General features: G+C 64.5%; 18 protein-coding genes. 7 read left to right on the top strand and 11 right to left on the bottom strand.

Translation table 11 applies throughout. The features are described from left to right. Positions 1-200 precede the first annotated feature (200 nt). The 3 genes from GFK26_RS25200 to GFK26_RS25190 all read left to right on the top strand — a co-directional run bounded on the left by GFK26_RS25200 (position 201) and on the right by GFK26_RS25190 (position 2,033). Positions 201-1,148, top strand: coding sequence for an adenylate/guanylate cyclase domain-containing protein (locus GFK26_RS25200; RefSeq protein WP_153284378.1), 948 nt, complete (start codon positions 201-203; stop codon positions 1,146-1,148). A gap of 111 nt (positions 1,149-1,259) precedes the next feature. After that, on the top strand, positions 1,260-1,613 hold the full coding sequence (locus tag GFK26_RS25195; RefSeq protein WP_153284377.1) for a hypothetical protein: 354 nt from the start codon (positions 1,260-1,262) through the stop codon (positions 1,611-1,613). 189 nt (positions 1,614-1,802) lie between these two features. Beyond that, a complete protein-coding gene (locus GFK26_RS25190) occupies positions 1,803-2,033 on the top strand; it encodes a hypothetical protein (RefSeq protein ID WP_228121778.1) in 231 nt (76 codons plus the stop codon). 15 nt (positions 2,034-2,048) lie between these two features. On the opposite strand, the gene GFK26_RS25185 is transcribed toward GFK26_RS25190, so the two are convergent. The 5 genes from GFK26_RS25185 to GFK26_RS25165 all read right to left on the bottom strand — a co-directional run bounded on the left by GFK26_RS25185 (position 2,049) and on the right by GFK26_RS25165 (position 8,692). Continuing rightward, on the bottom strand, positions 2,049-2,408 hold the full coding sequence (locus GFK26_RS25185) for a response regulator (RefSeq protein WP_153284376.1): 360 nt from the start codon (positions 2,406-2,408) through the stop codon (positions 2,049-2,051). 84 nt (positions 2,409-2,492) lie between these two features. After that, entirely contained in the window at positions 2,493-3,710 is a 1,218-nt protein-coding gene (locus GFK26_RS25180) for a hybrid sensor histidine kinase/response regulator (protein WP_153284375.1), read from the bottom strand. Next, positions 3,700-4,314, bottom strand: a complete 615-nt coding sequence (locus GFK26_RS25175; RefSeq protein ID WP_153284374.1) for a chemotaxis protein CheB — start codon at positions 4,312-4,314, stop codon at positions 3,700-3,702. The genes GFK26_RS25180 and GFK26_RS25175 overlap by 11 nt, the downstream gene beginning before the upstream one ends. Continuing rightward, complete coding sequence (locus GFK26_RS25170) at positions 4,311-5,093, bottom strand: CheR family methyltransferase (RefSeq protein ID WP_153286102.1); 783 nt, start codon at positions 5,091-5,093, stop codon at positions 4,311-4,313. Before GFK26_RS25170 ends, GFK26_RS25175 begins: the two co-directional genes overlap by 4 nt. Positions 5,094-5,182: 89 nt before the next feature. Continuing rightward, positions 5,183-8,692, bottom strand: coding sequence for a response regulator (locus GFK26_RS25165; RefSeq protein ID WP_153284373.1), 3,510 nt, complete (start codon positions 8,690-8,692; stop codon positions 5,183-5,185). A gap of 141 nt (positions 8,693-8,833) precedes the next feature. On the opposite strand from GFK26_RS25165, the gene GFK26_RS25160 reads away from it, so the two are divergent. The 4 genes from GFK26_RS25160 (at position 8,834) to GFK26_RS25145 (ending at position 13,052) form a co-directional block, all read left to right on the top strand. Then, positions 8,834-11,167, top strand: coding sequence for an ATP-dependent DNA helicase (locus GFK26_RS25160; protein ID WP_153284372.1), 2,334 nt, complete (start codon positions 8,834-8,836; stop codon positions 11,165-11,167). Continuing rightward, complete coding sequence (locus GFK26_RS25155; protein WP_153284371.1) at positions 11,145-11,765, top strand: alpha-ketoglutarate-dependent dioxygenase AlkB; 621 nt, start codon at positions 11,145-11,147, stop codon at positions 11,763-11,765. The genes GFK26_RS25160 and GFK26_RS25155 overlap by 23 nt, the downstream gene beginning before the upstream one ends. An 89-nt stretch (positions 11,766-11,854) precedes the next feature. After that, positions 11,855-12,166 carry a plasmid stabilization protein gene (locus GFK26_RS25150; RefSeq protein WP_153284370.1) on the top strand — a complete coding sequence of 104 codons (312 nt, stop codon included), beginning with the start codon at positions 11,855-11,857 and terminating at the stop codon, positions 12,164-12,166. 19 nt (positions 12,167-12,185) lie between these two features. Further along, positions 12,186-13,052, top strand: a complete 867-nt coding sequence (locus GFK26_RS25145) for an NmrA family NAD(P)-binding protein (RefSeq protein ID WP_153284369.1) — start codon at positions 12,186-12,188, stop codon at positions 13,050-13,052. 370 nt (positions 13,053-13,422) lie between these two features. On the opposite strand, the gene GFK26_RS25140 is transcribed toward GFK26_RS25145, so the two are convergent. The 6 genes from GFK26_RS25140 to GFK26_RS25115 form a co-directional block, all read right to left on the bottom strand. Beyond that, positions 13,423-14,106 carry a hypothetical protein gene (locus GFK26_RS25140; protein ID WP_153284368.1) on the bottom strand — a complete coding sequence of 228 codons (684 nt, stop codon included), beginning with the start codon at positions 14,104-14,106 and terminating at the stop codon, positions 13,423-13,425. 30 nt (positions 14,107-14,136) lie between these two features. Beyond that, positions 14,137-14,787, bottom strand: coding sequence for a hypothetical protein (locus GFK26_RS25135; RefSeq protein WP_153284367.1), 651 nt, complete (start codon positions 14,785-14,787; stop codon positions 14,137-14,139). A 45-nt stretch (positions 14,788-14,832) separates the two neighbouring features. Beyond that, positions 14,833-15,240 (bottom strand): hypothetical protein, encoded by a 408-nt coding sequence (locus GFK26_RS25130; protein WP_153284366.1) that lies wholly within the window; start codon positions 15,238-15,240, stop codon positions 14,833-14,835. Further along, positions 15,237-17,540 carry a M23 family metallopeptidase gene (locus GFK26_RS25125; RefSeq protein WP_153284365.1) on the bottom strand — a complete coding sequence of 768 codons (2,304 nt, stop codon included), beginning with the start codon at positions 17,538-17,540 and terminating at the stop codon, positions 15,237-15,239. The genes GFK26_RS25130 and GFK26_RS25125 overlap by 4 nt, the downstream gene beginning before the upstream one ends. Positions 17,541-17,551: 11 nt before the next feature. After that, a complete protein-coding gene (locus tag GFK26_RS25120) occupies positions 17,552-20,218 on the bottom strand; it encodes a type VI secretion system Vgr family protein (RefSeq protein ID WP_153284364.1) in 2,667 nt (888 codons plus the stop codon). Between the two features lie 149 nt (positions 20,219-20,367). Then, entirely contained in the window at positions 20,368-20,520 is a 153-nt protein-coding gene (locus GFK26_RS25115) for a hypothetical protein (protein WP_153284363.1), read from the bottom strand. Between the last annotated feature and the right edge of the window lie 196 nt (positions 20,521-20,716).

Below are 20,716 nucleotides of genomic sequence, written 5' to 3'. Positions count from 1 at the left end.
TGAGTTTTGAGTTCAAAAGTATTAAAAAACTTTAGCGCTCATCGGCACGATGCGGCGGTGGGCCCGCGTCGTGCAGCGTCAACAAGAAGCTTCTGCGGATCGTTCCTTGCATGTGATGGCGCATGTCGGGGAAACTTCCCGCAGGAGCGGCGAAAGGTCCAGAGCAACATAACCAGCGCTTGCTGCCAAGAAAAAACAGTATGGGTGTCAATTCCACAGTCGTTTTCGCGGACTTGACCGGAAGTACCAGGGTCTTCGAGGCCATGGGGAATGCACGTGCCACCGAAACCGTGACGCGGCTGACCCAGTGGATCGGGCGTGTGTGCGAGGCCCACGGCGGCCGGGTCGTGAAGTCGCTGGGCGACGGTGTGTTCGCCATCTTCACGGGCGGCGCCGCCGCCACGCACGCGGTGATCGAGTTGCAGCGCTACCACCAGAAGCGCCTGGCCGGCTGGCCCGTGCCGCTGCGCATGGCGCTGCAGATCGGCGTGGCCAGCGGCGACGTGGTCGAGGTCGAGGGCGACTGCTTCGGCGATGCCGTCAACCTGGCCTCGCGCCTGAGCGACCTGGCCGGCCCCGGCCAGATCTGGGTCACCGAGACGGTGATCTTCCAATTGCACGAGGGCGCCGTGCAGCACCGTGACCTCGGGCCCATCAGCATTCGCGGGCGCACCGAGATGTCGATCGTCCACCGCATCGACTGGCAGGAAGACCTCACGAGCTTCCTCACGGTGCCGGCCGCGCTGCTGCCGGCGCGGCTGCCCGACTCCACCTTCGGCCACATCGAGCTCGCGTGGCTCGATGTGCGCTCCATGTTCCGCATCGACCAGCTGCCCATTCACCTGGGCCGCGTGGGCGACGCGCAGTTCGTGGTCAACGATCCGCGCGTGTCGCGGCTGCATGCGCGCATCGAAGAGCGGCAGGGCAGTTGCGTGCTGATCGACGTCAGCACCTACGGCACGTGGGTGCGCTTCCATGGCAACGGCGGCTCGAGCCACGAGATTGCGCTGCGGCGCGACGAATGCGTGCTGCACGGCCGCGGCGAGATCGGCCTGGGCGCGCCGCTGAGCGACTTCAGCGCGCCGACCATCGCCTTCAACACGACCGGCGACGACGTCATGCTGTCGCGCAGAGCGATCGTCGACTGAGAATTCTGTTCACGTTTGGCAACCAGCTGGTGACCTTCGGCGTGCACCATGCGGAGGCGAGCCACGTTGCATGACCACCCCGGCGCCGTTCGCGCCGGGCCTGGAGTCCCCATGCATTCCCCCAATGATTCTTCTGTTTTCAGATGGGCCGCCGTTGCCGCCATCGCGGCCGGCGCGCTGCTCGTCACGGGCACTGCCAGCGCACGCACGAACTGGTCGGTGCAGATCGGCACGCCCGGCGCGGTCTATGCGCCGCCGTACTACGTGCCGCCGCCCGTTTATGCATACCCGGCCCCGATCTACTACGAGCCACCGCCGCCGCGGGCCTACTACCGGCCGCCGCCGCCCGTGTACTACCGGCCGGCTCCGATCTATGCGCCACCGCCCGGACGCCCGTACTACGGCCCCGGCTATCCCTACCGTCCGCCGAACGATGACGACGACGAGGATGACGACCGCGATTGATTGATCCCGTCGCCGCATGCTTTCGGGCATGCCAATTCTTGGCGTGACTCCTGACGAAAACGTCACAATCAGTCACATTTGTAAGTTCAAAGAATTCAATTCATGCCCGGAGGAGGGTTTCAGTCCGGGGCATGACACTTGCCTTTCATCGTTCAACAGGCGCGCAGAGTGCCCAAGGAGCGACAAAAAATGCAGACCAGCGTTCGGCCTTTCACCGATGTCGAGGCCGCCATGGCGGCGGTGGAGGCCCTGGACGGGGAGCTTCGCAAGTTCGAGCTGGCCGTGGGGGACAACCTCCAGGACAGCATCGGCCTGCAGATGGCGCAGATCACCGATCGCGCGCTCGCACGCGGCTGGGAGCCCAGCGGCTTCATCCAGAAGGAAGGTTTTCGCCTGTATCGCTACCGCGCGATGCGCTGAAGGCGAGGGCGCCGGTCAGCCCGGCGCCAGGATGCGCTCGAGCGCGTCGATGTCGATCGGCTTTTGCAGGTGGTGGTCGAACAGCACCTCGCCCGGCGCGGCATTCGCCGCGTCCCGTTCCGAAAAACCAGAGATCGCCACCAGCAGCCGCGGCGTGCCTTCGGCTGCGGTGGCACGCAGGCGTCGCGCCACCTCGGTGCCCGGAAAGTCGGGCAGGGTGAGGTCGATCAGCGCCGCATCGAAGCGCTCGCCGGCCGCTGCATCGAGCGCCTGTTGCGCCGTGTAGGTACAGCGGGCGGTGTGGTCCTGCAGTGTCAGCAGCTCCCGCAGCAGGTCGGCCGCAGCCTCGTTGTCGTCGACGATCAGCACATTCACAGTTGTTTTCTCTCGGCATCCATTGATTGCGATCCCCAGTATCGGCGCAGTGCCTACGGGAAGCCGTAACAAGGGCTTCGTTTGTTACTTCCCGCCGTCCTGGGTGGCAGCAGGCGTCTGCAGCGGCAGTTCGACGAAAAAGCGCGCGCCCTGGCCCTGCGTGCTCTCCACCCCGATGCGCCCTGCATGCAGCGTCACGATCTTGTGCGTGATGTACAGCCCCAGGCCCAGGCCGGCCGCGTGCTTGCGGCTGACGTCGGTGCGCTCGAACTGCTCGAAGATGCGCTGGTGGTCCTCGGGCGAAATGCCGATGCCCTGGTCGCGCACGCTCACCACGGCGTTGTCGCCTTCCCGCCGCACCGTCATCTCGACCGGCTTGCCGCCGCCGTAGCGCAACGCGTTGGTCAGCAGGTTGGTCAGCACCTGTTCGATGCGGAATTCGTCCCACACGCCGCGCAGCGTGTCGGGCGCTTCCAGCGCGATGGTGCAGCCCGCGGCCTCGGCCTGGTGGCGCAGGTTGTCGACCACGGCGCGCGCCAGTTCTGCCAGATCGACCGGCTTGGTCTGGATCGACAGCGCATCGCGCCGCAGCCGCGTCACGTCGAGCATGTCGTCGATGAGGCGCACCATGTTGCGGATCTGCCGCTGGTCGCGTTCGATCATGGTGGGCAGCTTCTCGGGCGAAAAACTGTCGAGCTTGCCCTTGGACAGGTGCAGCTGGCGCAACTGTGCTTCGAGGTACAGCGTGTTCAGCGGCGTGCGCAGTTCGTGCGACACCATCGACATGAAGTCGTCGCGCATGCGCACCGCGCGTTCCAGCTCGCGCTGCGTGTGCTGCAGCTGCTGCACCAGCTCCTCCTGCTTGCGGTGCGCGGCGGCCAGCGATTCCATTTCGTGGCGCAGCGCCTTGCGGTGCTGGTGCAGGTCGACGAACACGCTCACCTTGCTGACCACCGCGTGCGGGTCGAGCGGCTTGTGCAAAAAGTCGACCGCGCCGCTTTCGTAGCCCTGGAAGGCGTAGTTCATCTCGCGCCCGGCGGCGCTCACGAAGATGATCGGAATGTGCCGCGTGCGCTCGGTGCCGCGCATCAGCTCGGCCAGCTCGAAGCCGTTCATGCCGGGCATCTGCACATCGACGATGGCGAGCGCGAATTCGTGCTCCAGCAGCAGCGTCAGCGCGGCCTCGGCCGAGCCGGCGCGGTACACCAGCCGGCCCGGCGCGCGAATCAGCGCTTCGAGCGCCAGCAGGTTCTCGGGCAGGTCGTCGACGATCAGCAGCTTGCTTTCGACCTCAAAGGGCATGGACGGGCTCCAGTTGCTGCAGCAGCGTGCGCAGGTCACGCAGGGGAAGCACGTGGTCGGGCGTGTGGCGCGCGATGGCGGCGAGGGGCATGGTGGAAACCAGGGCTTCTTTCGGGTCTTGCACGGCGGTGAGTCCGCCGGCGCGGTGGATGCACAACAGGCCTTCGGCGCCGTCTTCGTTCGCGCCGGTCATGAGAAAGCCCGCCACCGACGGCCCGTAGGCGTCGGCGGCCGAGGCCATGAGCACGTCGATGGAGGGGCGCGAATACAGCACGGGCGGCTCGCAGCTCAGCGAGAAGCGGCGCCCGCGCTCGATCGACAGGTGGTAGCCCGGCGGCGCGAAGTACAGGCAGCCGTCGGTCAGCGGCATCTTGTCGAGTGCCTCGTGCACGGGAATGGGCAGGCGCTGCGCAAAGATCTCGGCGAGGTGGCTGTCGTGCGATTCGGGCAGGTGCAGCACCACCGCCATCGGAATGCGCCAGCCCGCGGGCAGGCCGTCGAGCACCGCACTGAGCGCGTCGATGCCGCCCGCCGAGGCGCCGAGCACCACGGCCTCGACGCGGCGAAGCGGAAACGAACGGTGCCGGGTGCTGTCGCGCTTCATGCGACCTTGCGGTAGATGCGCTCGGCGCGCGCGTGCGTGTCGAAGCGGTCGGCGTAGCCCGAGAAGTCGATGCTCTCCTTCGAGCCCAGCCCCAGAAAACCGCGGTGCGACAGCGACTCGTGGAACAGCCCGAGCGCACGGTCCTGCAGCTGGCGGTTGAAGTAGATCAGCACGTTGCGGCACGACACCAGCTGCGTCTCGGCGAACACGCTGTCGGTCGCCAGGCTGTGGTCGGCAAAGATCACGTCGGCGCACAGCGAGGGGTCGAAGCGCGCGGCCTCGTAGGCGGCGGTGTAGTAATCGGAGAACGCACTGAGCCCGCCCGCGCGCTGGTAGTTCGACGTGTAGCCGCGGATCGCTTCGAGCGGAAAGATGCCCTGGCGCGCCTTTTCGAGCGAGGCCGGGTTGATGTCGGTGGCGTAGATCTGCGTGCGTTCGAGCAGGCCTTCCTCGCGCAGCAGGATGGCCAGCGAGAACACCTCTTCGCCGGTGCTGCAGCCCGCCACCCACACCTTCACCGACGGGTAGGTGTGCAGGATCGGCACCACGTGCCGGCGCAGCGCCAGAAAGTAGGCCGGGTCGCGGAACATCTCGCTCACCGGGATCGTCAGGAACTGCAGCAGCCGGCCGAACAAGGTCGCGTCGCGCAGCACGCGGTCCTGCAGCACCGAGATGCTCGGGAACTCCAGCTGCTCCAGCGCGTACAGCACGCGGCGCTTCTGCGAGGCCGTGGTGTAGTTGCGGAAGTCGTAGCTGTACTTCAGGTAGATGGCCTCCATCAGCAGGCGCAGCTCGATCTCGGTGTCGCTCAGCGGCTGGGCTTGCGCGGGCGGCGTGCCCGACGCCGGAGCGGGGAGGGGCTTGCGGGTCACAGGCGCTCCATCTTCGGCATCCACACGCGCAGCAGGGAGAACAGGCGCTCCAGATCCACCGGCTTGGCCAGGTAGTCGCTGGCACCTGCGGCCAGGCATTGGTCGCGGTCGTCCTTCATGGCCTTGGCGGTGATGGCAATCACCGGCATCTTCGCGAAGCGCGGGTCGGCGCGCAGGCGGCGCGTGGCTTCCAGGCCGTCCATCTCCGGCATCATGACGTCCATCAGCACGAGGTCGATCTCGCTCACCTGGTCCAGGCGCTCCAGCGCTTCGCGGCCGTTGCGGCCGATCTCGACCGTGGCGCCGCGCTGCTCCAGCGCGCTGGTCAGCGCGAAGATATTGCGCACGTCGTCGTCCACCAGCAGGATGGTGCGGCCCTCGAAGATGCGGTCGCGCCCGCGCGCCGTCTTCAGCATGCCCTGGCGCTCGCTCGACAGTTCCGCCTCCACCTTGTGCAGGAACAGCGTCACCTCGTCGAGCAGCCGCTCGGGCGAGCGCGCGCCCTTGATGATGATCGAGCGCGAGTAGCGCTGCAGCTCCGTCTCTTCGTCGCGCGTGAGGTTGCGCCCGGTGTAGACGATGACGGGCGGGAACGACACGATCTCTTCCGCCGCCATCTGCTTGAGCAGCTCGCTGCCCTGCATGTCGGGCAGGCGCAGGTCGGTGACCATGCAGTCGAACACGCGCGTGCGCAGCAGCTCGAGCGCCTCTTCGCCGGAGCCGACCGCGACGATCTCGATGTCGTCGTCGCCGATGAGCTTGATCACGCTCTCGCGTTGCCGTGCGTCGTCTTCCACCAGCAGCACGACCTTGACCTTCTGCGTGAGCTTTTCTTCCAGCCGCGCGAACACCTTGGTCAGCTCTTCGCGCGTGGCCGGTTTCAGCGCGAAGCCGATGGCGCCCATGTGCAGCGCGGCGGCCTGCGCGTTGTCGGCGGCCGAAACCACGTGGATCGGAATGTGGCGCGTGTGCGGCGAGTCCTTGAGCTTTTGCAGCACGTCCAGGCCGGTGCTGTCGGGCAGGCGCATGTCCAGCAGGATCGCGTCGGGCACGAACTGCGTGGCCAGCTCGAAACCATCGGCCGCGCCGTGCGCCACCAGGCAGCGATAACCCAGCTCGTGCGCCAGGTCGTAGAGGATGTGGGCGAACTGGGGCTCGTCTTCGATCACCAGCACGCGGCGCACCTGGTCGCGCGGAATCGATCGGTCGTCCGCGAAGCGCGGGGCCGGCACCGCCGGCGCCGGGGCAGGGGGCGCGAGCGGCGGCGGCGACAGCACGGCCGGCGCATGGGCCGGCGAAGGCGTCGGCGTGGCGCGCAGCGTGCCCATCGAACCCAGCGGCGTGGCCGGTGCGAGCGGGGTCTGCGGCGCGCGCGCCGGCAGCTGCAGCGTGAAGGTGCTGCCCTGGCCGGCTTCGCTCTTGACCGTCAGCGTGCCGCCGAGCAGCTGCGTGAGGTCGCGCGAGATCGACAGGCCCAGCCCCGTGCCGCCATAGCGCCGGCTCGTGGTGCCGTCGGCCTGGCGGAAGGCTTCGAAGATCAGCTCGTGCTGCTGCGGGTCGATGCCGATGCCCGAGTCGTGCACCGCAAAGGCCGCGCCGCCATCGGCCGTGGCCGACACCGTGAGCGCCACCTCGCCGCGCTCGGTGAACTTGATCGCGTTCGACAGCAGGTTCTTGAGAATCTGCTCGACCCGTTGCCGGTCGGTGACCAGAAAGGCCGGCGCGTCAGGCCGCAGCTCCAGCCGGAACTCCAGGTTTTTGTCCGTCGCGAGCGGGCGGAAGGTGTTCTCCAGGCTGTGGGCGAGCTTGTCGAGCGGCACTTCTTCGGGCACCAGCTCCAGCTTGCCGGCCTCGACCTTGGCGATGTCCAGGATGTCGTTGATCAGCACCAGCAGGTCGTTGCCCGAGGCGTAGATCGATTCGGCGAACTTCACCTGTTCCGACGACAGGTTCCCCTGCGGGTTGTCGCCCAGCAGCTTGGCCAGGATGAGTGCGCTGTTGAGCGGCGTGCGCAGTTCGTGCGACATGTTCGCCAGGAACTCCGACTTGTAGCGGCTGGCGCGCTGCAGCTCGTCGGCGCGGTCTTCGAGGTCGCGCTGCACGCGGCGCAGCGCGGTGTTGCGCTGGTCGAGCGCTTCGGTGCGTTCCGACAGCTGGCTGTTGGTCTGCTCCAGTTCGGCCTGCTGGTTCTCCAGCATGGCCTGCGAAGCCCGCAGGGCGCGCGACTGTTCTTCGAGTTCTTCGTTGGCCGTGCGCAGCTCTTCCTGCTGCACCTGCAGCTCTTCGTTGAGCTGCTGCGTTTCGGCCAGCACGTCCTGCAGTTGTTCGCGGTAGCGCGCCGCCGCCAGCGAGGTGCCGATGTCGTCGGCCACCAGGTCGAGCAGCTGCTCGCTGCGAGGGTCGGGCGCGCCCGGCAGGCCGAGTTCGATCACGCCGTTGGCGACGCCGTCGGCCGCCACGGGCAGCAGCAGCACGGCCTTGGGTGCCATCTCGCCCAGACCCGAATTGACCTTCAGGTAGTCGGCCTGCACCGGGTCGATCAGCATGCGACGCTGCTCGGCCGCCGCCTGGCCGACCAGGCTTTCGGTGGGCGAGAACACCTGCGGCGAGGCTTCGGCCTCGCTCGAAAAACCGTAGCTCGCGGCACGGCGCAGCGGACCGTGGCGTTCGCGCACATACAGCGCACCGACCGAGCTGCCGAGGTGGCGCGAGAAAAACGCGAGGATCTTGCGGCCCATGTCGGGCGCACTGAGTTCGCCGACCAATTCGCCGACCAGCTCGGTCTGCGCGCTGCGCAGCCAGGCCTCCTGCGCCAGGCGCTCGGCATGCGCCGCCTGCTCGCGCAGCACCACGTCGTAGCTGTCGGACAGCCGCATCAGCTGCCGGCGCCCGAAGAACGCGACCAGTCCCGAGAACACCAGCGTGAACAGCAGGAACAGGCCGACGACCCACCAGCTGGTGCGGTTGGCCTCGGTGTTGCGCTGGAAGCGCAGCGTCTGCTCGGTGTCCATGAAGGCCGTGAACTCGGCGCGCAGCTCGTCGGTCAGGCGCTTGCCGCGGCCCAGCCGCACCGTGGCCTGCAGGTCGACGCCATTGCGCCGCGCCTCGATCATTTCTCGCGCAAACGTCAGCCATGACTCCTGCAGGCCCGCGATGCGGTCGACGCGTTCCACCTGCTGGCGGTTGTCCGACACTTGGCGGCGCAGCGCGTCGGTGTCGGCCTTCAGGCGCGGCAGCGCGGTCTGGTAGGGCTCGAGAAAATTCTCCTCCCCGGTGATCAGGTAGCCGCGCATGCCGGTCTCCATGTCGATGGAGCGGCGTTGCAGTTCGCTGGCGGCGCGCGTCACCTGGTCGGTGTGCTCGACCCAGCTCAGGCTCGACAGCAAATACAGGATGAGCGCGACGAATGCCACGGCGCCGATCAGGCCCCCGAGCAGCGGCAGCTTGAGGTTGCGGCTGAGCAGGCGGTCGAATTCGACGGGGTCGATCGCGGAGGGAGTTTTCATGGGCGCATTTGTAAGCAAAACTTGTCAAGTCTTGCCGAAAAAGTGCATTTGACCTGTCGGAGAACACCCCGATAGCACTTTGTGTGACGTATTGCCGCATTCGGTGCTCGGTATACTGTGGTTTCATCCAGTATCGGCAGCATGCCTTCCGAACCCCAATCTCCGTCTCCCGCCGCGTCTGCCACCGTCTCGGCGGCGCACGTCGTGTCCGTCAAGGCCTTGTGCGCGTTCGGCGCCAAGGCAGGCGATCTCGACCTGCGCTTCGTGCCCGCGCCCAGCGCGCTCGAAGGCATGGCCGGCCACGCGCTCGTGCAGGCCCGGCGCGGTGGCGACTACCGCAGCGAGGTGCCGCTCGACACCACCTGCGGCCCCTTGCGCGTGCGCGGCCGGGCCGACGGCTACGACCCGTCGCAGGCGCGGGTGGAAGAAATCAAGACCTTCCGCGGCGACTTCGACGCCATCCGCGCCAACCACCGCGCCTTGCACTGGGCACAGGCGCGCTGCTACGGCTGGATGCTCTGCGAACAGGAAGGGCACGACAGCCTGACCGTTGCACTGGTCTACCTCGACCTGGCCAGCGGCGATGAAACCGTGCTCGAGGAGCAGCACACGCGCGACACCTTGCGCACGCACTTCGAGACCTTGTGCGCCTGCTACAGCGACTGGGCGCAGCGCGAGGCTGATCACCGCGGCGCGCTCGACGCCGCACTGGCGCGGCTCGAATTTCCCCACGCCACGTTCCGCACCGGCCAGCGCGAACTGGCCGAGGCGGTCTACCGCGCGGCGGTCAGTGCGCGATGCCTGCTGGCACAGGCGCCCACGGGCATCGGCAAGACGCTGGCCACGCTGTTCCCGCTGCTCAAGGCGCGCGCGGCGCACCGGGTCGACAAGGTGTTCTTCCTCACCGCCAAGACCTCCGGCCGGCCCGTGGCGCTCGATGCGCTGCGGGTGCTGGGGCAGGGCGGCGCACGCCCGCGCGTGCTCGAGCTTGCGGCCCGCGAGAAGGTCTGCGAATACCCCGACCGCGCCTGCCACGGCGAGGCCTGCCCGCTGGCGCGCAGCTTCTACGACCGCCTGCCCGCCGCGCGTGCCGAGGCCGCACAGACGGGCTGGCTCGACCGCGAGGCCCTGCGCCAGGTCGCGCTCGCACACGAGGTGTGCCCCTATTTCCTCGCGCAGGAAATGACGCACTGGAGCGACGTCATCGTGGGCGACTACAACTACTACTTCGACAGCAGCGCCTTCCTGTTCGCCAGCATGAAAGACGCCAACTGGCGCGTCGCCGTGCTGGTCGACGAGGCGCACAACCTGCTGGAGCGGGCGCGCGGCATGTACACCGCGAAGCTCGAAGGCGCGGCCCTCGAAGAAGCGCACCGCGCCGCGCCGGCCGCCGTGCGCGGCCCGCTCGCACGGCTGTTCCGCGAATGGGACACGCTGCAGCAGGCGCAGACGGCTGACTACGACACCGCCGACGAGATCCCCGAGCGTTTTTTGCGCACGCTGCAGGCCGCCAACACCGCAATGGCCGAGCACTTCGCCGCCACGCCGGAGGCCGCGCAGGGGCCATTGCAGCGCTTCTTCTTCGACGCGCTGCACTTCGCGCGGCTGGCCGAGGTCTTCGACGACCACTCGGTGTTCGAGCGCACCCTGGGCAGCACGCAGGAACAGCGCGGCCTGGCCATCCGCAACCTCGTGCCCGGGCCGTTTCTCGAAGGCCGCTTTGCCGACGCGGTGTCGGTCACCTGCTTCTCGGGCACGCTGTCGCCGTTCGCGTTCTACCGCGACGCGCTCGGCCTGCCCGAAGACACGGCGCTGCTCGACGTGGCGTCGCCGTTCAGCAGCCGGCAGCTGCGCGTCGAGGTGGCGACCGGCGTGTCGACGCGATTTCGCGACCGCGCCGGTTCGCTGCGCCATGTGGCGGACATCATCGGCGCGCAGTTCGAGCGCCTGCCCGGCAACTACCTGGCCTTCTTCAGCAGCTTCGACTACCTCGACAAGGCCTGCGCCGCGTTCTCGCTGCGCCACCCCGGCGTGCCCGTGTGGGCGCAGACGCGCGGCATGCGCGAGGCCGATCGCCACGGCTTCGTCGCGCGCTTCGAGGAGGGCGGACAGGGCATCGGTTTCGCCGTGCTCGGCGGCGCGTTCGGCGAGGGCATCGACCTGCCGGGCAGCCGGCTCATCGGCGCTTTCGTCGCGAGCCTGGGGCTGCCCCAGTACAACGAACTCAACGAGATCACGCGCGAACGCATGCAGTCGCGCTTCGGCAAGGGCTACGAGTACACCTACCTCTACCCGGGCCTGCAAAAGGTGGTGCAGGCCGCGGGCCGCGTGATCCGCACCGAGGCCGACACGGGCGTGCTGCACCTGCTCGACGACCGCTTTGCGCGCGCCGAGATCCGCGAGCTGCTGCCGAGCTGGTGGCATGTGCAACTGGCCGGGGAAACCGAAAACGATGCGCGCCACCCGACGCCTTGAACACGCCGGCCAGCCCGACCTGTTCGGCGAGGCGCCCGTCGCAGCCATCGAGGGCCTGCGCTACGAAAGCGAGTTCCTGTCGCGCGACGAAGAGGCCGATCTGCTGCGCATCGTGCAGGGCCTGCCGCTCAAGGAGATGCGCTACAAGGAATACACCGCGCGCCGGCGCGGCACCAGCTTCGGCGGCAGCTACGACTTCGACACGAACCGCCTCAAGCCCGGCGCGCCGCTGCCCGAGGTGCTGCACCCGCTGCGGGCCAAGGCAGGGGCCTGGGCCGGCGTCGCGCCCGAAGACCTCACGCACCTGCTGATCGCCGAGTACCGCCCCGGCACGCCGCTGGGCTGGCACCGCGACGTGCCCGATTTCGAGGACATCGTCGGCGTCTCGCTGCACGGCGATGCGGTGATGCAGTTCCGGCCCTACGTGCCCGGCGCGCCCGCCTCGGGGCCGGCCGCGCTCGAGTTGCTCATCGAGCCGCGCTCCGTGTACCTGCTGCGCGGGCCGGCGCGCTGGGCATGGCAGCACGCCATTGCGCCGACCGAGGCGCTGCGCTACTCGATCACCTTGCGAACCCGCTCGCACGACAGACTGCGCTGACGCGCAGCGCCTGTCTCCTCCGACCCACGGCCCCGCACAGGCGGCCAGCATGAAGGCTTCTTTCATCCCTTTGATCGAAGGAGCACGACATGCCAAGAGGCGACAAGTCGTCCTACACGGACAAGCAGAAACGCAAGGCCGAGCACATCGAGGAAGGCTATGAGCACCGCGGCGTGGCCAAGGGCGAGGCCGAGCGCCGCGCCTGGGCCACGGTGAATGCCGAGACCGGCGGCGGCAAGAAGAGCGGCTCGGGGCGCGGCAAGGCCGAGCACCACGGGCCGTCGCGCAAGGGCGGCCGCCTCGGCGGCGCGGCAGCGGCGAACCGCACCGCCGCCGAACGCTCCGCGTCCGCGAAGAAGGCCGCGGCCACACGCAAGCGCAACGCCGAGAAGCGCAGCTGACCCCGCACGAAGGGCCACCATGCACATCATTCTGGGCGCGACGGGCCATGTCGGCTCGGCGCTGACGCAAGCATTGCTTGCGCAAAACCAGCCCGTGACGCTGGTCACACGAGACGCCCGCAAGACGCGGGCGCAGCAGGACAAGGGCGCACGCGTGGCGGAGGTCAACATCTTCGACACGGCCGCGCTGCACCGCGTGATCGCCGGCGGCACGCGGCTCTTCGTGCTCAACCCGCCGGCCGCTCCGTCGACCGACACCGTGGCCGAGGAGCACCGCAGCCTGCGCGCCATCCTGGCCGCGATCGAAGGCTGCAAGCTCGAGAAGATCGTCGCTGCGTCGACCTACGGCGCGCAGCCCGGCGAGGGCATCGGCGACCTGGGCGTGCTCTACGACATGGAGCAGGCGCTGGCCGCCGGGCCCGCGCCGCTGAGCGTGCAGCGCGCGGCCTACTACATGAGCAACTGGGACGCCTCGTTGGAGACCGCGCGCACCGAGGGCAAGGTGCACAGCATGTACCCGCCCGACTTCAAGCTGCCGATGGTGGCGCCGCACGACATCGGCGAGGCCGCGGCCAAGCTTATGCTAGCCCCGCCCGAAGCCTCGGGGTTGCATCACGTCGAGGGGCCGAAGCCGTATTCGCCGGCCGATGTGGCAGCAGCCTTTGCCGCCGCGCTGGGCCGGCCGGTCGAAGCCGTGCAGACGCCGCCCGCGCAGTGGGAGCAGGCCTTCCGCGCGATGGGCTTCTCGGAGCCGGCGGCGAAGTCCTATGTCGAGATGACGCGGCTCACGCTCGAAGAGGCCTACGAGCCGGCGCATGCGCCGAAGCGCGGGGCCGTGTCGATGGATGCGTACATCGCCGCGCTGGTGAAAAAGAGCAGCAACTGAACGGTGTTTTTTAATAGTGCGATTTCCACCTGGACGTCGTATCCGCTCCAAGTTCCACCAAAGGGAGCGAGTAATTTCAGTTTTGAATTGAGGTTTTCAATCTCGTCGGAGGCTGAGATCGCCGCCTGTTTGCAACGTTCGACGTCGATCTTCTGCGTCAACGAATTCGTTGTCGATGAAATGACATTCAATTGCCTGCTATGGCAAGAGTCCGCAATATTTCATGGGGGCGATTTTTTCGAGGTTTGACCTGTTGCGGGCAACTGAAAGGCTACGAAAAAAAGACAAGCCTTTTTATTGAAGTCTCCTTTTTCCCGCTCGGATGGGGCGACGTGGAGCGCGCCAAGCCTGACCCTCAATTCGAAATCGTCTACTGCACCAACTCGATAGATCGGAATAGTTTTTCAACAGTGTCGACCTCTTCGAGCGCCACACTGTCGTTGATCCGCAATAAAGCAGAGCTATAGACTGCGGAAATCCTGTTTCTTTTGAAAAAAGAAAAGTGCCTCTCCATGAACTTGGGTTCATTTTTCTGATTTCGATAAGTTATGGCACACACCAAAAAATCCCCGGAGTTATTCTTCCAGTGCTGAATTTTTGCATCTGGATTTATTGCGCCCTCAGACTCTTTCGCTACCTCTGCCGCTCTCTGCTGGTACACAGGCCATTCATTGATTGCCTGCAGGAATTTATTTTCATCAAAAAAATATCTTCTCCCGGCAGCTTCATATCTTACAAAATCAAAAATTGGCCCCGGAGGAGTTGTTCGATCCTTCCTTACATACAAGTAAGGTTTCTTTTCTTTTTGAATTTTCTGCTCTAACTCTCTGTCGCCCTTCTCCAGATTTATAACCAGAATCCGTACTTCGGCGTTTTTCCACTTTTGGCACATCCCCTCTTCGAGAGAGGATTGCAATTTCTCCAAACTAAAGCCGAAAGTTTTGAATTTTATGGAGTTGCATAAATTGAAGCTTTCAGCTTCGCCGGCATGAAGGCACGCGGAAAAAATTAAGCTCAAATGCAGAAGGAGAAAAATACGGAGAAATTTTTTCATTGCACCGATTGGAAGCTCATAGATCTACTGTCAACGCTGCAATGACTCTGGGGTTGGTGGGGTATCTTCCAAAAACTCTATCCCGCGCAATATTGCTAATGCTCGAGAGGTCAAATCGATGTTGCCTTTCCTCTTTAGAAAATCAAGATGCCCAACCACGCTTTCACCACACACGGCTTTCATTTCACGGGTAAAACAATAAATCAGGCGTCTTTGTCGATATTTTTCCTCCCCTATCGTGTCATCCACGGCGACCGCCCAGCCATTCGAGTTTTTCGCGGTCAAGGAAAAAAGTCGAAGTGCTTTATTCTCAAGAAGCTCCCTTCCACCGTTTTCATGATTTGGCGCCCATCCTCCCGTTGGCAAACGAACAGCCCACCCCCTTTGAACTTGGTCATCGTCAATTTTGTAGCAGTTGAAGTCAAAACTCCAGTCGCCGCTGCTGGAAAAATCGGGAGTCATTTTTAAAGAAAATCCTGCGACACCTGGGCCTTGACTGGATTCGTGGCCCGATCTGAAGTTGGCACCGCTTGGAATCTTCAACTCGATGCGGCAACCCGGACCGAGATTGGCAATTTTTGATACGTTTGCCTGAATTTTTTTCTGCTGCGACTCTTTCGACACTTGCCCGCTTGCCAACAAGTGAAAAGCCATGAAAAAACAAAAAATCAACTTTCTCATCAGAATTTTAGTAGGAAAAAGTTCGATGCATCATGGATGCTAAAGTCATTGGCGGCACTCTTTTGTCAATGCATTCATGACGGTGTTTTTTAATAACGCGATTTCCACCTGGACGTCGTACCCACTCCAGGTTCCATCAAAGGGGGCGAGTAATTTCAATTTTGAGTTGAGGGCTTCAATTTCATTAGAAGCCACATCGACTGATTGCGCGCACCGCCCAGACTTTAGGTTTTTCACCAAAACGTCAGTCGCTGAAGAAATCGAATTCACCTGCCTTTCATAGCAAGTTCCGGCTATATTTCCGCATCCTCCAAAATTGCATTGCTCTCTGTCTTTTTTTGTTTCCTTCATGCATGCATTGAACTCTCTATTTGCCTCTAGTCGGACGTCTTTTGCGAAAGCCAGGAGGGGTAGTGCGAAAATAATTGCAAAGAGTATGGACTTTGATTTCATGGTCGTTGCGGCTGATAGTTAACCGAAATGCTGGCGGTCATTCTGCCATGGGAGATTTGAATTTGAACCTCGTCGGTGCGAGGTGAAGCCTCACTCAAATACTGAATGGCGAACAAGGCATAGCCTTGTCTCTCGAAGTAGCCATAGCCACCACCATTCACAAGAACTGAGGCTCGTCCTATGGCTGCAGAAGTCATGCCTTGATCGCAAACTTGATTGATGTTGGTTTGACGATTGCCTATCGCTTTTGAAACCCAATACCAACCGGCAGAGTCGCAGGAATTATGAGCATCACTTGCAATGATATCCGGGTCATACCGAGGAAACCATAGCTGCTGAACTCCACCGTCACGAGGGTTCGCCCAATAGTGAGTCGAGGTTGTAGTAATTCTTCCCCATTGATCTACATAGCTCCCTCCTGAGTCAGGGAGTGAGGCGGCAGTTCGAAAATTCCGATATCCGTCGTAGTTTGCAGGCCATGTCAATTGCATCATGCCGCGGCCAAAGAAGACGGTATAGAACTCCATGGCTGGTGCGGGCCAGTTTCCATTCGAACTTTTTCGCCCTTGCCCAACCTCCCTCATTGTTCTGACAATATCGGTCTCGATGTATATTTGCCCCAAAAAATGGGCTAGCCGGAATCCAATGGAAATTCCATATTTTCTGATCGCCTTGTTGAATTCGATCGAGTAGATCGAAAATCGCTGCAGGGCAGTGGCCCAGCCAATATTCACCGGATCGGCCCTGAATGGAGTGAATCTGTACTTATAAGAACGACGAGGCAATAGCTGCGCCAATTCTTCCTTTCCGAGCCACCCGCATTTCCTGAAGTGTTTGATGAACTCCCGCGGATGAAAGTGCCAGTGCTTGATCGTCAGGCGCGCCTTGTCTTCCGCGGGCAGTTCCTCCCAGAAACAAAGCTTTTGCGCAAAGTCGGACATTTCCGTGAAGTCCGTCTCGTCCTCCAACGGGTATGGCATGTGAGGGTTGCCCTTGTCGCGTGTCCACGCCCAGCGCTTGCGCACTTCGTCCTTGGCCCACTCCGTGGGGAACTTGCAGACGGTCTTGGCCAACTTCGCTTGAACCGCGGGTTTGCACAGGTTCTGCTTTCGGTTGGCTGCCTTTTGCTCTGGCGTGGTCGTGGCGTTCTCCGGCGCTTGCGGTGTCGGCACGGATGGGCCGTTCATGTTCGGGGGCCCGCTGGGTGGTGTCGTGGGCTGGGCCGCTGGGGCCAGCATGGCATCGATCAGGGCCGAGCTGCACTGGCTGTTGTCGTCCTGGGTGTCATCGTCAATGAGCTTCCAGCCAGACCAGTGGGGGAAGTCGGCATCGCTGAATTTCCGGGTGTTGCTGGCATTCAGGTCGAGCCAGACGCCCCCCGGCTGTCCGGGGACAGCGACCTTGCGCCAATGGGCCGCATCGTTGGGCAATGGGTCGGTGCCCAGCTTGCGGCCGAAGCGCAGCAGCTCGTACCAGCCGCTGGGGCTGCTGGTGGTCTGGACGCTTGCGCTGAGGCGACCATGCCGCGTGTTCGCTTCGGTATAGAGGTTGTACTCGGCGTCGGTTTCCACGATGGCCGCACCGACGACCTCGCCCGTCAGTTGGTAGGTGGTCAGCGTGGCGTTGGCGGCCTCGTACCTGATGCCGACGATCAGATCGGCACCGCCGCTGTCACCCGCCGCCGCAGGCAGGGTCGCGCCGGTTGGTTGCGCGCTGTGGTAAGGGCTCTTGGCGGGCACCAGCACGTAGACCTCGCCGTACACCGCGTCGGTGCGACCGTCACTGGTGAGCGGCAAATTGCCGGTGTCGCGACCCACGAGATTCCGGGTATCGGCATCGCCAGCAACGATCTCCAGGTGGATGCAGTTGGCCCGACCGTAGATCGTGCCGGCCAAACCCAGCTTGTCCTTGCGGTAGACGGCCTGATTGACGGCCGGCAGATTGGCATCGAGCAGGCGCAGATGCTGATAGATGGAGTAGTAGACAACCTCGACGGCGTTGGCGCCGTTGGCACCGATCTCCGTCTTGTGGCGAATGACGACACACCCCGTCGAATGGTCTTGCGCGTCATAGCGCGCGGTACCGCCATCGCGCCGGAAGATCACGATGCCATCGGCGATGGCGCGCACCGGTTCGTCGGCTGCGGGGGCGTTGATGTGGATGCCGCCGTGCCAGGCCATCGCCTGGCTGACGGGAAAGGCGCCGCTGCCGACGATACCGCCGGGCATCACGTCGCTGACGCATTGGTCGCTGTAGACGGGGATGTTCGGCTGGGACAGAAAGGGTGGGCTGATGATCATCGCGTGCTCGCCTAAACCGAAAACTTGAACTTGCGGGGCGGCGGTGCAGTGCTCGGCGGCTCTTCGAACACCGCGATGCCCGTGGGCAGGGCCGGCAACTTTGCGGGCTTCCCTCCCGGCCCCACGAAGCTCTTGCTCGTCCCCTTGATGTCCAGCAGCCCCGGCATCTTCAGCGTGATGTTCATCCCATCCAGCTCGATGCTCGTCTGCCCACCCTTGAGCGTGATCTTCTTCTGGGCCAGCACATGGATCTCGTCGTTGCTGCTGGTGACCGTGAAGCCTTCCTTGGCCAGCCATTCGAGTTCGTCGGTGTGCGCCTGCACACTCACCGGCCCGTCCTGCGCGATGACCTGGATGCCGCCTTCGTGGCTGTACAGGCCGATTGATTTGCCAGCCGCCAAGCTCACGGTCTTTCCCGCTGCCAAGTGAGCTTGCGCCTGCGCAGTCCAATGGATCGCCTCGCCCGCGAACACCGTGGCGCTGGCGGGTGTGGCCATGTTCAAGCTCATGGCCGCATCGAGCACCATGAGCGGTCGCGCGAAGGTAGGCACTGGGTCTTGCCCTTCGCGCGAGCCTGCGCCTTCTCCACCCTTGGGCTCGCGGGCGTCCTGGCCGTTGACGCTGCCCGGGTAGTGCCCGTTCTTCTGCGGATCGATGTCGTCGATGAGCGGCTGCAGCAGCGCCGTGGCGCTCAATGCCAACGCCTTCGCGCCGCCGGCCGCATCGGACAGTTTCTGCGCCTCGCGCAACGCGCCCGCGAGTTGGCCGCGCACGCTGGTGGTGTCCTGCACGCTGCCCGCCGCTCGTTCCTGGGCCAGCGTGGAGATCAGCAGGCCTTCACCAGCGCGCGTGGCGACCCAGGCGTCGGAGCGCAGCTCTGCGCCGCTGCCGCGCCAGGCGCCACGGCTGCTCTCGTCAGGAGACTGGGCGTTGAGGTGGCCCAGGTTCAGTTGACTGGCCGCGTGCGAGCTGGCCAGGCGGGTGCGCACCTGTCCGGGCGCGTCGTCGGCGATCCACTGGTTGTAGCCACTGCCGTCGAGCGCGCGGCTGTGCCAGCCTGAGAGTACGCCGGCATGATTGGCCGACGAATCGGTGCCGGCCGACCAGGGCGGCAGATCCTGTCCGTTGTAGAGCTGTTGGGCGACCACCGGTCGGTCGATGTCGCCTTCGATGAAGGACACCAGCACTTCGGAGCCGACGCGCGGCAGGTGGTGGGCGCCCCAGTTGGGGCCGGCCACCGGTGCGGCCACGCGCAGCCAGACGGACTGGCGGTTGCTGGCGTGGCGGCCGGCGGCGACCAGGCTGCCTTGTCCGCTGCTCGTCGACTGCTGCTGGCCCGCACGCTGGGTCTGCCAATGGAAACGGACTTGCACGCGATGGTCACGCTGTGTGTGGACGGCGGTCGGTGCCTCGTCGTCATCGGCCCCGACCACGAGCGCGACCATGGCTTCGGGAGCGGTGGGCTTGGGTCGCCACAGCGGCACGACCTGCGCTTCGGCCGGCTGGGCCTCGAAGCTGTTGCGGTAGCTGCCCTTTTCGAGTTCGCCGGCCTCCAGCACCTGCGCGGCTTGCGCGCCCAAATTGTTGGCTGCTTCATGGCGCACGCGCAGTGCGAGAAATTTGCGGCCTTCGTAGCGGTCGTGCTGCGTGAGCGTGAAGCGCTCGCCCGCACCGAGCTGTCGCACGCTGCTTGCGGCGCCGTAGCGCTTGATGCGCGACTCGAAGGCCACGAGCTGCTGCTCGGCGCGCCGGGCGGCGGTGGCGCTGTCGGCGTAGCGCTGTGCGCCAGCGCCGTCGTAGTGCTCCAGCACGGGCACGTCGCCCATCGACAGCGCGCTCTGCACGGCGCCGGTGGGAGCCTGCAGCACGCTGGCGTCCCAGGCGTTGCGCATGACGGCGTTGGTCGCAACCTGGCGCCGACTGCTCCAGGCGATGATGGCGTCGGTCGACTCGGTGGCGTCGACGCGGTGGAAGCGGATCTGCGGCAAGCCGCAGTCGGGCGGGGTTGCCGCGCGGTCGAAGATCACCAAGCGGTGGTGCGAGGGCGTGGTGTTGGTCCCCGTGCTGCTGCCATTGGGCGACTGCTGTTCATGCTCGAAGCGAAAGCTCAGGCCTTCTTCCGCGAGCAAGCGCAGCACGAAGGCCAGGTCCGACTCGCGGTACTGCACGCAGGTGGGCCGCACGGGCATCTCCTGTGTGACTTCGAAACTGAAGCTCGCGGTCGTGTGGTCGGCGAACACTTCGCTGACGATGTCCTGCACGTGCTTGGCGGCGTACACGAAGCTGTCGCGGCGCAGACCCAGCGCAGCAAGCCAGGGTTGCAGGTGCAGCCGGTAGCGCGCCAGGCCGCCGTCACCGCCCAGCGCATCGACGGCCGTGAGGTAGCCGTGCCAGGTGCGAAAGCTGCCATTGGCCAGCAGCAGGCGCAGGCTCAGCTCTTCTCCGATCAGCGCGAACGGGTCGAACTCGCTCGACGTGGCGAGCGTGTCGATGGTGAAGTCGAAAAGCTCGTTGAGGCCTTCGGTGCCGGTGAAGCACTCGACGACGACGGCGTTCTGCGGCGCCGACGCGGGCAGCTGCAGCTTGATGAGCCGCGCCTGCTCCGAGAGCCGCGCGACGCTCAGGCCTTCGAGCTTCCATGGCGCAGCGCCATGGAAGATGTTTGAACTGTCTGACATGGATAACCACCTCCCCGGTGTCACTGCCGGTATGCCCGGTCTTGGTCTATTTCTTCACATGCGTGATCTTCCCGCCTGCCTTGTCGATTCAAAGATCGGCCTCGGAAGTGCTGCATGAATCCGGACAACTCTACTTCAACGATGAAGCATCAAAGCGCCCCCAAAGTGAGTGCTTCTGGATGCATTTCTTCGGAAAATTTGTTCTCTGCTTCGCAAAGGAAGGCGTTCGTTCTCATGCCAATTTCTGGATGAAGTTTTTTCTGACAGCGACAGGTCGATGGATGCGCATTGAAGTCGGCCACGTCTGTGTCTGAAAAGCGCAGACGCAGCGGCCGACACCCCGAGAACCGGACACACGCTCGCTATCTTTGGCGGCAGCCGGACAACTTGCGGGAGCGCCCCTGCGAGCGGGGCAGGGGCGACGCTGCTGCGCCGCTTGCCTCAGCGACGAACGCCCACGCTACGCCACACAACGTCGCCCAAACCTCCCTCATCGCG

Source organism: Variovorax paradoxus (genome assembly GCF_009498455.1).
In the GTDB taxonomy this organism is placed as follows: domain Bacteria; phylum Pseudomonadota; class Gammaproteobacteria; order Burkholderiales; family Burkholderiaceae_C; genus Variovorax; species Variovorax paradoxus_H.
The sequence above is the reverse complement of the archived record's forward strand: the minus strand, read 5'-3'. Positions and strand labels throughout refer to the sequence as shown.

What these genes read in the sequence shown, in the direction of transcription:
- GFK26_RS25200 (WP_153284378.1), top strand. Translation starts at nt 201, where the DNA reads ATGGGTGTCAATTCCACAGTCGTTTTCGCGGACTTGACCGGAAGTACC.
- GFK26_RS25195 (WP_153284377.1), top strand. Translation starts at nt 1,260, where the DNA reads ATGCATTCCCCCAATGATTCTTCTGTTTTCAGATGGGCCGCCGTTGCC.
- GFK26_RS25190 (WP_228121778.1), top strand. Translation starts at nt 1,803, where the DNA reads ATGCAGACCAGCGTTCGGCCTTTCACCGATGTCGAGGCCGCCATGGCG.
- GFK26_RS25180 (WP_153284375.1), bottom strand. Translation starts at nt 3,710, where the DNA reads ATGCCCTTTGAGGTCGAAAGCAAGCTGCTGATCGTCGACGACCTGCCC.
- GFK26_RS25175 (WP_153284374.1), bottom strand. Translation starts at nt 4,314, where the DNA reads ATGAAGCGCGACAGCACCCGGCACCGTTCGTTTCCGCTTCGCCGCGTC.
- GFK26_RS25170 (WP_153286102.1), bottom strand. Translation starts at nt 5,093, where the DNA reads ATGGAGGCCATCTACCTGAAGTACAGCTACGACTTCCGCAACTACACC.
- GFK26_RS25165 (WP_153284373.1), bottom strand. Translation starts at nt 8,692, where the DNA reads ATGAAAACTCCCTCCGCGATCGACCCCGTCGAATTCGACCGCCTGCTC.
- GFK26_RS25160 (WP_153284372.1), top strand. Translation starts at nt 8,834, where the DNA reads ATGCCTTCCGAACCCCAATCTCCGTCTCCCGCCGCGTCTGCCACCGTC.
- GFK26_RS25155 (WP_153284371.1), top strand. Translation starts at nt 11,145, where the DNA reads ATGCGCGCCACCCGACGCCTTGAACACGCCGGCCAGCCCGACCTGTTC.
- GFK26_RS25150 (WP_153284370.1), top strand. Translation starts at nt 11,855, where the DNA reads ATGCCAAGAGGCGACAAGTCGTCCTACACGGACAAGCAGAAACGCAAG.
- GFK26_RS25145 (WP_153284369.1), top strand. Translation starts at nt 12,186, where the DNA reads ATGCACATCATTCTGGGCGCGACGGGCCATGTCGGCTCGGCGCTGACG.
- GFK26_RS25140 (WP_153284368.1), bottom strand. Translation starts at nt 14,106, where the DNA reads ATGAAAAAATTTCTCCGTATTTTTCTCCTTCTGCATTTGAGCTTAATT.
- GFK26_RS25135 (WP_153284367.1), bottom strand. Translation starts at nt 14,787, where the DNA reads ATGAGAAAGTTGATTTTTTGTTTTTTCATGGCTTTTCACTTGTTGGCA.
- GFK26_RS25130 (WP_153284366.1), bottom strand. Translation starts at nt 15,240, where the DNA reads ATGAAATCAAAGTCCATACTCTTTGCAATTATTTTCGCACTACCCCTC.
- GFK26_RS25125 (WP_153284365.1), bottom strand. Translation starts at nt 17,540, where the DNA reads ATGATCATCAGCCCACCCTTTCTGTCCCAGCCGAACATCCCCGTCTAC.
- GFK26_RS25120 (WP_153284364.1), bottom strand. Translation starts at nt 20,218, where the DNA reads ATGTCAGACAGTTCAAACATCTTCCATGGCGCTGCGCCATGGAAGCTC.